Origin of the sequence: Vibrio sp. YIC-376 (genome assembly GCF_052353105.1) — a bacterium.
Taxonomy (GTDB): domain Bacteria; phylum Pseudomonadota; class Gammaproteobacteria; order Enterobacterales; family Vibrionaceae; genus Vibrio.
In genome coordinates, this window is the sequence record NZ_JBBWFK010000018.1 from 58,426 (window position 1) to 71,416 (window position 12,991).

A 12,991-nucleotide genomic window follows, 5' to 3' on the forward strand; every position below is an offset into this window, starting at 1 on the left:
CGGGTGCTATGCGCACTTCTTCTCAATCAATTGCCACCAGTGCGCCAAACAAGGCTTAGCAGCAAGTTCCATAAAGCTCACATCAAGCCCCGCTTGCTGCCAGTCACCGACCAGAGACATAATTCGAACCGAATCAAGGCCAAAATCCAGCAAGCTATCTTCCGGTTCGATTTCTTCGGCAGAGACGTCGAGCAAAGCCGCCAGTTGCTGAGCGAACTCTTGCTCAGATTGAGGAATCACGTGTGTACTTGGCATTTCACTAACTTGGCACAGTAGCTGTTGCTTATCCAAGACATAACCACATCTTCCCGCAACATAATTGAGCGCCATGTCATGGTCACTCTCGGAGAAGTCAGCCACGGCATCAGAAACCATAAACGCTTGAATATCGGTCATGAACGCTTCGGCAGCGGTCTGCAAACAACCAATGTGCGCGTAAACACCTACGATAATCAGTTGGTCACGTCCGGTTTCATCCATCATGGATTTAAGTGGCGTGCGTTGGAATGCACTGTAGCGCCATTTGGTATAAACGATGTCTTGTTCTGTTGGCGCAAGAGCAGGCAGAATTTTTGTGATGGTGTCATCAGCTTTTAGACCCGGTCCCCAGAAGTCCGTCAACAGAGCGCGATCTTCCTGACGCTGATCGCCTGGCTGTGCGGTGTACACAACAGGAATACCCGCTTCAATGCAAGCTTGTTTTATCTGTTGGATGTTCTGCGTCAGCGTTTGAATCAGTTCACTGTCGAGGTCATAAAAGTTAAGAAAATACTGTTGCATGTCGTGGATCAGCAACACTGCACGCTCTGGATCTACCGACCAGGATACGCGGTTTTGAGGGATCGCTTTAGATAGCGGGTAACCCGCAATCGCTGGAATTGCCATGAGGCATTTCTCCTAAAATACGTTATAAAATTTGTAGATAAAAATCAGATTTGATTTAGTGGGTTAAACCAACTCGAGGAGTTTGTTTTTGTTAATCTTTCCGACAGGGGTTTTCGGCAGCACATCAACGAAAATCACACGGTCTGGGATCTTAAAATCGGCCAGGCCTCGGCTTCTCAAGAAGCGTTTTATTTCAATCGCTGTCGGCTTCAGTTCAAGGCAAACCAAGGCGGCGCAAATGCGCTCTCCCAGATAGTCATCCGGTATCGCAATCACAGCAGCATCATGCACGGCTTCATGAGCCAGAAGATGATTCTCTACCTCTTGCGCTGCTATCTTCTCTCCGCCACGGTTGATCTGTTCTTTATCGCGACCGACCACTTGTAAGTTGCCTTCTTTGGTTAACACCACCACATCACCGGTTCGGTAATAACCCCCTGCGATAAAGGAACGCAGATTGTGCTCCGGAGCATTGTAGTATCCGCGAATGGTATACGGGCCCCGAGCGCACAACATGCCAGCCGTACCCTGAGGCACAGGTTCGCCCATGTCGTTCACGACCAAGATCTCATCAGCCGGTGACATCGGGCGGCCTTGCGTGGCTATGATCACCGATTCTGGATCATCCAACCTTGTGTAGTTCACCAGCCCTTCCGCCATACCAAACACTTGCTGCAACGTGCAATTTAGTGTCGGTTTGACTCGTTTTGCCGCGGCTTCACTAAATCGAGCACCTCCAACCTGAAGCACTTGCAATGAGCTAATGTCGTACTGGGTTCGAGGTGCTTCATCAAGCCACAGCAACGCCAGCGGCGGCACCAGTGCAGCGACGGTAATATGATGCTTTTCAATCAAGTGGAATGCAGTCTGTGGACTCGGATCAGGTGAAAGCACCACCGTTCCACCAGACATAAAACACCCTAAAGCCCCCGGAGAGCTCAATGGAAAGTTGTGCGCAGCAGGCAAGACACACAAGTAACGTGTTTGAGGTGAAAACTGACACACCTCATTACTGGCTCGAACACTGTAGAGGTAGTCCATATGAGTACGTGGAATCAACTTTGGCGTACCCGTTGTGCCACCGGATAACTGGAAGAAAGCAAAGTCTTGCTCAGTTTTCGGCTCGCATGCTGAGTTCGATAAGAAAAGCGAGTCCAGATCAACACTATCCTTTGGTTTTAAGCTCTCGTCACCCGCCCAGACAATCGTTTCAAGAGTGCGTACTTCATCTGCGATTTTCTGTGCGATCTCTGCAGTATCAACCCCCATTTGCGGCGCAGTGATCAACGCTTTTGCTCCGGTAAAATGACAAAAGTATCGAATCTCGTATTCTCGGTGTGCGGGCAATGCCAAAACTGGCTGAACACCAATTTTCAGCAACGCAAAGAAACTCAGGTAAAACGCTCCGATATTAGGCAGGTGCAGTACTGCTTTATCGCCAGCCTGTAATTTCAATTTTTGTTGGAAGCCAGCAGCTAAGCTATCAACTTGTTCGGACAAGACTCGGTAAGTCCATTGTTGGTTGCCGGACACAAGCGCAATCTGCTCTGGGTACTTCTTGGTACTGGTTTCGAGCATCTCCGGAATGGTTTGCTGTATCCAATAGCCAGCTTCTTGGTACTGGCGGGCTACTTCCTCTGGCCAAGGTGTAAAGCCAGACGGTTTCATTTTAGGAAGCATCACACGACCACCTCCATATTTTCCTGAATCTCAATCCCAAGAGCATTCAGCACGGTGCGCATTTTGTTGCCCGTTTCTTCTAATTCACTTTGCGGATCAGAACCACTGACGATTCCGGCTCCGGCGTACACTCGTAGGCGTTGTTTTTCTACTTCTGCACAGCGAATCACAACAACCCACTCTCCGTTGCCACGAGCATCTACCCAACCGACTAAGCCAGTAAAGTAACCACGATCAAAAGGTTCCACTTTACCGATGAAGTCGTAAGCCTGATCCGTGGGATAGCCACATACCGCAGGCGTTGGGTGAAGCGCACTGGCAAGCTTGAGAACACTGGTGGTGGAATCAGAAATCGTTCCTTCAATTCGGGTTGAAAGGTGCAGCATGGCCTTCGTTTCGATCACGGATGGCACCATTGGCACATAAAGATTGTGACACCATGGCTGCAGTGCTTTTTCCACTGCATCTACAACAACCGCATGTTCATGAAGGTCTTTACTGCTCTCCATCATCAGCTCACCTTGTTGCTGATTCATCGTCTCGTTGTCACTACGCCTGCGCGATCCTGCTAATGGGTTTGAGCACACGTGAGGCCCTTTACGGGAGACCAGCAGCTCAGGGCTAGACCCCATCAAATACGTGTCACTACTTTCTCCACCTAATCGGGTTGAGAATGTATAACCACCCGGGTTTTGCTTTAGCAGCGTTTTAAGGAATCGCGCTCTGTCTATTTCTTGCTCCGTGTCGACTTGCATCGTCCGTGAAAGGACAACCTTTTCCAGGTCCACATCCTTTCGGGAACAAGAACTCGCTGCCTGCTCAACACTATGCATGTATTCGTCAGGCACTGGAATGGGCTGAATATAAGTTGGATAACACTGATTAGAACCATCCACATCAACCACTTTATCCGGTCGAATCGGTGATGTTGTACACAGACGTTCAGGCACTATGAAATGCACTGGGTTGTGCTCAGAAAACGGAATAACACCAACGGCTATAGGATTATCGTTTTCATCTTCCTTAACCGATTCAAGTAATTGGCTGATACAAGTGTCTAATTCTGAAAACCTGACTTGTTGGGAAAATTCTGCAGCAATGCCTTGTGTAAGTAACGTCACAGTGGGTGAGCTGAAGAAAAACGAAGCGTCATCCGTATGTGCGTTGAGAAACTCTGTGAGCATAGTGCTGCTCCCCATTGAGTTACGAAGCATAATCATCTCTCAAACTGTATTTAACATGGAATTACAAATGAGAACTCCTCTCAATTGAAAAATAAGAGTACACACACTGTTACATTTTATCAAATGATTTTAATAACTATTATCATTCGTATTATTTTAAAGTTAGAGCTTTGTTCCATTTCAGTGAGCAAAGAAAAGCGTTCAGAAGTAAAGATTCTAGATAGAAGAAGGAAATAAAAAATGGCTGAAGCAGCCACCGCTCAGCCATTTTATGTAAGAACTATTTCACACTAACCCTTGTTGCCTAAACCATACTGTTCTTCATTTAGTTCACGAAGCTCATTAAAGTTCTTCTGCATTTTTCCACCGATGATATCGACGCGTCGTTGCATCTCTTCAACCCATTCTCGATCAGATATCACGTCACGGGGCAAGACCATTGTTCGCTGGCTCTCACCCAGATAAAGAAACGCATCAAACAGCTCTCCAACTTGTGCGTCCATATCGTCCATTTCGGCTAATTTGTAGCGAGCTTTTGGCAGTATGTCTATCAAGCGAAGTCCTTGCATTGGCCCTTGTTGCACTTCCAGTAAAGCTGGTGTTTTCACTTTGTTGAAGGTCTTTACCACTTCTGGATCGGTCATTGGCCAAATCAAATAGGTACTGCCTGGGAAGTCTTGCTCTAGACGTGTTGCCAGCGGCCAGTCTGTCTCCTGTGTTTTCTCTACATATTCTTTCGGTGCATTTACCAAGTGAAACGCGCCAAAAATCATCAATGCCTTTTCATTGTTTTTGATTCGCTCGGCCGCGACTTGATAGAAATGGTCGGTTTTATGCGTTGCTGCTTGTTTCCAGACCTTAACGTCTTTTAGTTCTTTCCAATCAAAAGGGGCTTCCGCTAGATGAACTCGGATTTTCTTACTCTCGGGCAGAGCTTCATTACGCTGTTTAATCGCTTTGAAAAAATCGCGGTACTCATCTGGCATCCATGCCATAAAGTAAAGAGAACCTCTGAGGACAGAGTTCAATTGTTCTTCACTCACATCTCCGCCCGCCAAATAGTCATTTAAAACTGATTGATATTTGGCATTCCCAAACTCCACAACAATGTGGTTCACCTGATCAGAGAATTCCGGTTTAGATACCAGCTCAGTAGCATATCGAACAAATGCGTCGTTCCAGTGATAGTCTCCTATCGCAACTAAGTTGTGCGTTGCAAATGCCTGCATAATGGCATCATTTGCAAATTTCGCCTGCTCAACGACTTGCGCCACTTTCTGCTGTGGTAAATCCACTTTGGCATAGTGAGGAAAATACTCACAGCCAGCTAAACTCACCAACCCTACGCCGAACAGCCACAGCTTTATTTTTCGCCCTAATTTACTCATGACCTAACCAATTCCTAGTTAACAAGGTGACAACGATAACAAAAATAATTATCATTTGCATAAATAGAATTTGATATCTGTATCACGAAAAGGATGTTTAGATGAGTGCAAAACTCTCAGAATTCAGCGACAAGCTGTGCCTGGTAACCGGGGCTGGTCAAGGGATTGGTCTCGCATGCGCGAAAAGTTTATTAGCGCAAGGTGCACATGTAATAGCCAGTGATGTGACTAAAAAGTCATTAATGAACCTGACACAGTCTCTTCCTAAAGAGCAGCAACAACGTATTACGCTGCTGGCTTTTGATTTGACTGATACTCAAGCAATACAATCTGCCTGCCAACGATTAGAGAATGACAAACTTATCCCTGAATACGTTGCGAGTTGTGCAGGTACCTTGCACCTTGGCTCTATTTTTGACCTGTCGTTAGAAGCACTAAACACAACCATAGATGTGAACCTCAAAGGCGCTCTTTTATTGACTCAACAAATCGCCAAACTGCTAGTCAAAAACGGGAAAAAAGGTTCAATCGTGGCGGTAGGTTCAAATGCGGCTAACACACCAAGAAGTAACATGTCCGCTTACTGCGCATCCAAAGCCGGACTCCACATGTGGATGCAGTGTTTGGGATTAGAACTGGCGGAACATGGCATTCGCTGCAATATTGTTAGTCCGGGTTCAACCAGAACTCCTATGCAGGAACAGATGTGGAATGAGTCTTATGGAGAAAGAGAAACGATTCGCGGCAATCTGAAATCGCACCGTCTTGGCATCCCGCTAAATAAAATCGCCGAGACCCAAGACATTACTAATGCTATCGAGTTTCTACTCAGCAACAAATCAGGTCACATTACCATGCATGATTTACGAGTCGATGGCGGCGCTACTTTCTAACCGTATAAACGACAAAGCCCCGACAACTCATCGAGCTATCGGGGCTTTTGAAAAATGGCACGCCCTATTGGATTCGAACCAATGACCACATCCTTAGAAGGGACGTGCTCTATCCAGCTGAGCTAAGGGCGCTTTCTACCGTGAGCACAGTCACGCGGGATGAATCGTACAGGACTGTGCCTGAGCTTTCAACCAATCCACGCTTAAAAATGAAGCAGATAGTTTTACTTTTTGGACATTGATAGTGCGTAAAACGAGTGCTCATTCTCCATATCATCCAACAAGATCCCTTTAACCTAGTAGCAACTCTGCCTTCTAGAATTAGAGATAATCACCATCAACTTCAAACGCTTTTTGCTGAAGCGCTAGCAGTTACACTGCCTGTTAATTGACCACAACCTTTCAATACACCATTATGAGCATGATTGATTAATAGTCGACTATAAGTTGGGTACAAAATGTAGGAACCTATAGTGATACATCGGTAGCAATCATGGAGGATGTGCGGAATGTATTCGACACCGTTTATTTTTAATGAAGAAGGCCAAACTGAGCACCTAGAGCGAATCTCTTTTGAAAGAGGGTTTACCGAGTCGTGGCTGCAACAAAGGTTATTTGAAAACCCGCAATCTCTGCCCTTTGGGGAAATTGATCCTGCTTATCAGACTGTCTGCCCTCTTTGTATGGAGATGAACACAGGCGCAGGACCAATTGATATCGTGTATGTAACGCCACAAGGACGATTAGTGATAGTAGAGACGAAGCTTTGGCGGAATCCAGAAGCCCGACGTAAAGTTATCGGACAAATATTAGATTATGCCAAAGAGCTCGCGCAATGGAGTTTTACTGACTTGCAACGTGAAGTAAGTAGAAGAACAGGAATTATAGGTAATTCTCCCTACAAACTAGTTACGGAACGATTTCCGGATGTCGATGAGGCTCAATTTGTGGATGGAGTTAGCCACTCTCTTAGTCGTGGCGACTTTATGTTAATCATCGCTGGAGACGGGATAAAAAGAGATGCTAATGCTATCGTTCAGTTCCTCCAAGAGGCAGGTAATCTGCGCTTCGTTCTGGCCATGGTTGAAACTGCCGTTTATAAACACCAGCACAAAGACCTCTATCTGATTCAGCCAAGAACACTTCTACAAACTCAGGTAATAGAGAAGCCCCTCGATTATACAGAGCGTCCCATAGTCGATGACAACATTGAGAAAGAGATAGAACCATGGCGTCAGCAGTATTTTGATTTCTGGACAAGATTCCTTGACTCATTGGCACTGGATGACCCTGAACAACCAATGCCGAAGCCTGTCTCTATCGGAAACATTAGATTTTCTCTCCCACCATCAGGTTCGATTGCTTGGATTACGACATATTTTTATGAGTCAAAGAGAAGTATCGGATGTTTTGTACGATTCGCTAACACCCCACAAGGCAAAGATTTGTACATAGCACTACTCGATGAAAAAGTTGATATCGAGAAAGATCTGCCATTCTCTGTTGTGTGGGACGACAACGAACGAAGTATTCGTAGAACACAAACAGTAGAGGGAGATTGGCCCCCTACCCAGGACGATACTACCGCTTTATTTTTCCAAGAAACGGTCAATGGATTAGTTAATGCGTTTAGACCAAGGTTGGAAAGGTTGCTAGGAAATTGAGACCAATGCTCTCCCTTTGAATTCTATCCATGATGTTCCTTTTGGGAGTTTTACAAAGTTTTCTACCCACATTGAAAGTATATGAGCCGTATTAACGTCTTTTATTTGACGAAACGCAGTGTCATTTTAATGCGTAGTTGTTCTTTTTCCTTGATAACCTAATGATTTTAAGAGTTTAAACATTGATAGACAGTAAATAAGGTGCCATTGTGGAAAAAGGTGTTAGGTAAGATTCCCCATAAAGAACTAGAACCGTCAAGATAAAAATTAAAATCACTTTTGCGTGTAGGTTTCGCAGTAAATTTTAGTTCGCGGTTTTTGGTAGTAATGGCAATAAAGAGATCTTTAGGTTATGGACCAAAATGAATATCTAGAAATACTGGCTAACGAAACTCTTTCCATCTTCGATATTGTGTCAGAGCAGGCAGATAAAAAGCTCATATCAACTAGTGCAACTTCATCTAACGACGCTGCATTAGCTTACAACAATAGGTGGACCAGTGGTAGCGCCTATCAAAATTTGAGTAGTATTAACGACGGCAACCGTGCCTCTTTAGAGAGGTTGAGAGTTGAACCTGCTATCTCACGAGTGATTTTTGAAGATGAAGACGGTGATAAGCATACTCTATACATTGCAAGGGTATCAATTGCGGGTATATCAACAAAACAACCACTTACAAGTAAAAAATCTCCGCTTGGCTCATTAGCATCTCTGCCTGTAGGAGAAGGAAAGTTCCTCAGCTATAGGGGTAAAGAGCAAGAACTAATTGTTGTAGAATCAATTAGCTTAGTTCCGATTCACCCTGATAATATTTGGGATTCTCAAGACTCTGTATACAGACATGAGGAACACGGTACTTTTACAATTGAATCTCTACGCCTGCTTATCCATGAAGATGATTTCAACCTTGATGACTTCGAAGCATTATTGACTGATGATGTAATAGCCGAGAATATCAAGCAAGGTATCTTTCACCAAATTCGTACCGCTATGGGTCTAAGAGATCAGCCTATACTTGATAAATTTCAAGATGATATTTATCGACAACCGTTGAATAGCCAAAGAGTTATTCTTGGTCCTCCAGGGACCGGCAAAACAACCACTCTTATCCAACGTCTTGGCTTAAAGCGAGACTTTGAGTACCTAGATGACAATGAACAACATCTAGCAAAAGATGATTATAGTGGGCTATCACACAAAGATAGCTGGTTAATGTTCACCCCAACAGATCTTCTGAAGCACTACGTCAAAGAAGCCTTTGCCAAAGAAGGTGTACCAGCTCCTGAAGATAGAATTAGCACATGGATCTCAACTAGCAGGGATATCGCCCGTAACATATTCGGACTAATCCAATCAGGTAACGATTCAGGAAAGTTCATCCTTAAATCTAATCATCAATACTTGGAGCCAGACATAATCCTAGAGCCGACAAATTGGTTTGAACAGCTTGAACTAAACCATAGAGCAAGGCTATATGAACAACTAACAATCGGGGTTTCCCTGCTTCAAGAAAACCAAAATCCTTCCATTAGTGCAATTGTAGAAAAGCTCTCTTCTATAGTTAAATTAGGCACACCAGAAGTTTTGACTGACGTATATAACTCATTAATTCCGTTAGAAGATGAAATAAAGTCCATAGTAGAACGAGAGAGTAAACTGATTGATAAAACCATCACTGAGCTCCTGAAAACTCAGTACAAGAAAAATCGTCAGTTCCTGGGAGAGCTTGCAGAATTTCTTAATAGTCTTGAGGAAATCGACGAAAGTGATGATGATGAAGCGTTTGATGAAGAGCAAACTGAACAATCCACTCCAATAAAACACACAACTGCTTCAGCAGCAAAAGAATACCAAAAAGCAATAAAGGCAATCGCTCGTCAAGCCTACCTTAAACGTAGTATATCTAAAAGAAGTAGATCGTATGCAATCAAACAGTGGCTCGAGGAACGTCAGCCATCAAAAGAACAGCTTGTAGATATAGGCCGAAATGTAACTGAACTAAACGCTTTGAGAAGATTCATCAACGCGCACAGACGTTTTGTTGTAGATGTATCAACCAGCTATAAAATATTTAGAAGAGAAAGTATTAAACAAGGGCAGTTTTATGAAAAGTCCCCTGAAAGCACTAAACACCTTTCTAGTATTGAACTGGATAGTGTGATTTTGCTAACTCTTAAATCAATACATCAGCTATTACAGTATCGTTCAGTGATTACAAATCTAAACGACAGCGCGTTTTCTTACTTAAAGCAAAGAGCTAGTGCCTTGAGGAATCAGATACTTGTAGATGAGGCTACGGACTTTTCTATCCTGCAGTTATCATGCATGAAATATCTAACTCACCCGGATACACAATCCTTTTTTGCTTGTGGTGATTTCAACCAGAGAATCGTAGCATCCGGAATCCATTCTTCAAAGCTGTTAAACTGGCTAGTTCCTGATACTAGCATTCAAAGAATTACTGCAGTATATCGGCAAAGTCAAAAGCTAAATAAGTTTGCTGAAACAATCTTGATAAGTACAGATGGTGATATGTCTTCTCTGGGCAAAATCCCAGAAGAAAGTACCCATGTGGGTGTGGAACCAGTACTGTTAGAAAAAACTCAAGGTAGTGATGTAACCCTCTGGCTCTCTGAAAGGATTGTTGAAATAAACAACGCTGTAAACCAAGTTAGTTCATTGGGTAGTAGAGTAGTTCCAACAATAGCCGTACTAGTCAAAGATGAATCTTTAGTCGAACCTATAGCCAACGAACTAAATATACATTTAGAAGATGTCAGCTTAGTAGCAGAAGCGTGTAAAGACGGTAAATCATTAGGTGAAACTAAAGGAGTCCGAGTTTTCTCAATTGAACACATTAAAGGTTTAGAATTTGAAGCAGTGTTCTTTATTGGTATCGATGAGCTTGCCACACTATATCCAGAAACTTATGAGAAGTACCTCTATGTTGGTGTAACTAGAGCCGCAACCTATTTAGGAATGACATGTTCAAATATGCTGCCTTCGACGCTTGAACCCCTAAGAACTCAGATGGGTGAGTCTTTTGGCTGACCAGAGGTAATCTGCTGAAAATATACTTAGCTAACAACTTCCTAACCAAGACGAAGCCAAAAGAGGTAGTGAATTTGATTTGCACTAGTAAGGCTGGACACTTTATCAAGTAATCAGCCTTAGCTTAGCCAATTGAATAATTGTTGTTTTGCACCTCACGGACACAGGAATGTCTTGCTAGCTAATTCTGGTTCGTTTGGCGTTTTAACTATCAATTACGCCGGGATACTTCTACAAACCAGTCGCCGGGCATCGAAATTGCTAACTCTATGGTATCTTTATGCGAACAATATGAATCAGCCAAATGGAAAGGTGAACTATATTCCAGCCTTACTGTTCATATAGGCAGCTCTTCAACTTCAACATCTTCAACTGATGATTGGGTACGACCTAAAATCATGTCAAAAATATCAAACAAACTTTGAAAACCATCAAAATCATTAACCTCTAACCTCTTCACCACATCTTCCACAAACTGAGCTTTTCCTTTACCAATAGACTTGCAATGCTCTAATGGTAAATTAGGAATCCCGTTTAATTCTTGAGCAGAGAGGCTAATAGGTTTATTTCCTACTACTAGCTTTATTGTTGGCTCGGAAATCTCAAGTCGCCCTCCATTATCAAAAGGCATAGTCAGGACTTCATCCCTAAACATAAATTCAATACATAAATTTTTGTGTTCTACAATCCCTTTACGATGTTCTGGTTCAGGGAGTAACACAGCCCATGCATAGCCATTCCTGTGTTTTTTGATACCATTACTACCCTGATGTCTAGTGAAATTTTTACTAAGTGAACCAAACTCCTTTATTCCCTCACCATCATTGTCAAAAACAGCAATTACAATTCGACCGTCCTGTGGGTGAATACTCTCGATGAGCTTAGCTAACTGACCAGCCCCGCCAGTTCCACCACCACCGCCAGTATTGTCACTACATCGATAGGTGAAACCTTTCGCCTCTACGTTCAGTTTATTTGCAGCAATCTCTAGAATACTTGCATCAGTTTTTTGTAGTGGTCAACAAATTCCGGACACAGATTTAAGCCGATTTTCGGCATTGACTGGCGACAGCCCATCATTGGCTTGATGAGGCCGTTGCCGATTATAGTAGTCCATCAAATAGTAGCTGATATCTTTCTTCGCTTGAGTTTGGGTCAAGTAACCCGTTGCTGGTACCCATTCAGTTTTTAGGCTTCTAAATAGCCTCTCCATTGGAGCGTTGTCCCAACAGTTACCTCGACGACTCATGCTTTGGGTTATGCGATATCGCCAAAGTCTTTGACGAAACTTACGACTGCTGTACTGGCATCCCTGGTCTGAATGGAACATCACGTTCTGAGGCCGCCCCCTTTGCTCCCAGGCCATATCTAGGGCTTTAGAAGCTAATTTAGCATCAGGCTTATCCGATAGAGACCAACCCACGACGCGCCGGCTAAAGAGGTCAAGTACCACGGCGAGATAACTCCACTTAGAACCTGACCAGATATAAGTAATGTCACCGCACCACACTCGATTTGGAGCAACCACAGAGAATTCACGCTTCAGCAGATTCGGGATATCCAACCGCTCTGATTTGGCCTGCTTATATCGATGCGAGCCTGGCTGTTTGCTCATCAGACCGGCTTCTTGCATTATCTTCCGCACCTTAAATCGCCCGATGTCGATGTTTTCTGAACGTAACATGGATACAAGGGCACGACTGCCAGCAGCACCTCGGCTCATGTTGAAGAGCTCTTTAATTCGGCTTGCTAGCCGAATGCGATTAGCGTCCGGCTTTCTCTGTTTAAACTCGTAGTAACAGGAAGAAGCCACATTGAACAGTTCGCAAAGCATCTTGACCGACTCATGCTCCCTTAACTGATCAATTAACGAGAACGTTCGAGTTCGTCCGACATTAAGAGAGCGGTGGCCTTTTTTAGTATGGCTTTCTCTCTTTCTAATCGACTAATTCTGGCTTCTAATTCCTGGATTTTTTGTTGTTCAGGCGTAAGGGCCTTGGCCGCCGGAGTTGTACCACCACGCTCAATCTTGAGTTGGTCGACCCAACGTCGTAAAGCTGTTTCACCAACATCCATGGAGCGTGCTGCTTCAGGTACCGAATATCCTTGGTCAAGCACCAAGCTTGCAGCATCCATTTTGAATTCAGCAGAAAATGTACGTCGTTGTCGTTTTGTCATGGAACACCTCATTTATGGTGGAGACTTTACCACCTAATTTGGTGTCCGGGATCATTAAACCACTACA

At 43.9% G+C, this 12,991-nt stretch carries 9 protein-coding genes and 1 tRNA gene; 3 read left to right on the forward strand and 7 right to left on the reverse strand.

Translation table 11 applies throughout. The features are described 5' to 3' along the window. Nucleotides 1–6: 6 nt before the first annotated feature. From WJM94_RS21895 to WJM94_RS21910, 4 genes are all read right to left on the reverse strand, one after another. Nucleotides 7–885 (reverse strand): isochorismatase family protein, encoded by an 879-nt coding sequence (locus WJM94_RS21895; RefSeq protein ID WP_444496286.1) that lies wholly within the window; start codon nt 883–885, stop codon nt 7–9. Between the two features lie 63 nt (nt 886–948). Next, nucleotides 949–2,565 (reverse strand): (2,3-dihydroxybenzoyl)adenylate synthase, encoded by a 1,617-nt coding sequence (locus WJM94_RS21900; protein ID WP_444496287.1) that lies wholly within the window; start codon nt 2,563–2,565, stop codon nt 949–951. Next, the gene (locus WJM94_RS21905) at nt 2,565–3,785 is read right to left on the reverse strand and encodes an isochorismate synthase (protein WP_444496288.1); all 1,221 of its coding nucleotides are present in this window, start codon (nt 3,783–3,785) and stop codon (nt 2,565–2,567) included. Before WJM94_RS21905 ends, WJM94_RS21900 begins: the two co-directional genes overlap by 1 nt. A gap of 254 nt (nt 3,786–4,039) precedes the next feature. Next, complete coding sequence (locus WJM94_RS21910) at nt 4,040–5,137, reverse strand: hypothetical protein (protein WP_444496289.1); 1,098 nt, start codon at nt 5,135–5,137, stop codon at nt 4,040–4,042. 101 nt (nt 5,138–5,238) lie between these two features. Here WJM94_RS21910 and WJM94_RS21915 point away from each other — a divergent pair, with 101 nt between their 5' ends. Beyond that, nucleotides 5,239–6,030: a 2,3-dihydro-2,3-dihydroxybenzoate dehydrogenase gene (locus WJM94_RS21915; RefSeq protein ID WP_444496290.1), complete on the forward strand. Its 792-nt coding sequence runs from the start codon at nt 5,239–5,241 to the stop codon at nt 6,028–6,030. Nucleotides 6,031–6,085: 55 nt separating this feature from the next. Here WJM94_RS21915 and WJM94_RS21920 read toward each other — a convergent pair. After that, nucleotides 6,086–6,162, reverse strand: a tRNA-Arg gene (locus WJM94_RS21920). 377 nt (nt 6,163–6,539) lie between these two features. Between WJM94_RS21920 and WJM94_RS21925 the strand changes: the two genes are divergently transcribed. Together WJM94_RS21925 and WJM94_RS21930 are read left to right on the forward strand one after the other, a co-directional pair. After that, nucleotides 6,540–7,694 carry a DUF4268 domain-containing protein gene (locus tag WJM94_RS21925; protein ID WP_444496291.1) on the forward strand — a complete coding sequence of 385 codons (1,155 nt, stop codon included), beginning with the start codon at nt 6,540–6,542 and terminating at the stop codon, nt 7,692–7,694. A 352-nt stretch (nt 7,695–8,046) separates the two neighbouring features. Then, entirely contained in the window at nt 8,047–10,746 is a 2,700-nt protein-coding gene (locus tag WJM94_RS21930; protein ID WP_444496292.1) for an ATP-binding domain-containing protein, read from the forward strand. Between the two features lie 337 nt (nt 10,747–11,083). On the opposite strand, the gene WJM94_RS21935 is transcribed toward WJM94_RS21930, so the two are convergent. Continuing rightward, on the reverse strand, nt 11,084–11,467 hold the full coding sequence (locus tag WJM94_RS21935; RefSeq protein WP_444496293.1) for a hypothetical protein: 384 nt from the start codon (nt 11,465–11,467) through the stop codon (nt 11,084–11,086). A gap of 297 nt (nt 11,468–11,764) precedes the next feature. Next, nucleotides 11,765–12,924 (reverse strand): IS3 family transposase gene (locus WJM94_RS21940; RefSeq protein ID WP_444492974.1). Its coding sequence is split into 2 segments (ribosomal slippage): nt 11,765–12,666 and nt 12,666–12,924, totalling 1,161 coding nucleotides; the frame shifts between segments, so codons are not numbered across the junction. Between the last annotated feature and the right edge of the window lie 67 nt (nt 12,925–12,991).

Bases quoted from the DNA above. Each gene is read 5' to 3' on its own strand.
- WJM94_RS21925 (WP_444496291.1), top strand. From the start codon at position 6,540: ATGTATTCGACACCGTTTATTTTTAATGAAGAAGGCCAAACTGAGCAC.
- WJM94_RS21910 (WP_444496289.1), bottom strand. From the start codon at position 5,137: ATGAGTAAATTAGGGCGAAAAATAAAGCTGTGGCTGTTCGGCGTAGGG.
- WJM94_RS21900 (WP_444496287.1), bottom strand. From the start codon at position 2,565: ATGCTTCCTAAAATGAAACCGTCTGGCTTTACACCTTGGCCAGAGGAA.
- WJM94_RS21905 (WP_444496288.1), bottom strand. From the start codon at position 3,785: ATGATTATGCTTCGTAACTCAATGGGGAGCAGCACTATGCTCACAGAG.
- WJM94_RS21930 (WP_444496292.1), top strand. From the start codon at position 8,047: ATGGACCAAAATGAATATCTAGAAATACTGGCTAACGAAACTCTTTCC.
- WJM94_RS21915 (WP_444496290.1), top strand. From the start codon at position 5,239: ATGAGTGCAAAACTCTCAGAATTCAGCGACAAGCTGTGCCTGGTAACC.
- WJM94_RS21895 (WP_444496286.1), bottom strand. From the start codon at position 885: ATGGCAATTCCAGCGATTGCGGGTTACCCGCTATCTAAAGCGATCCCT.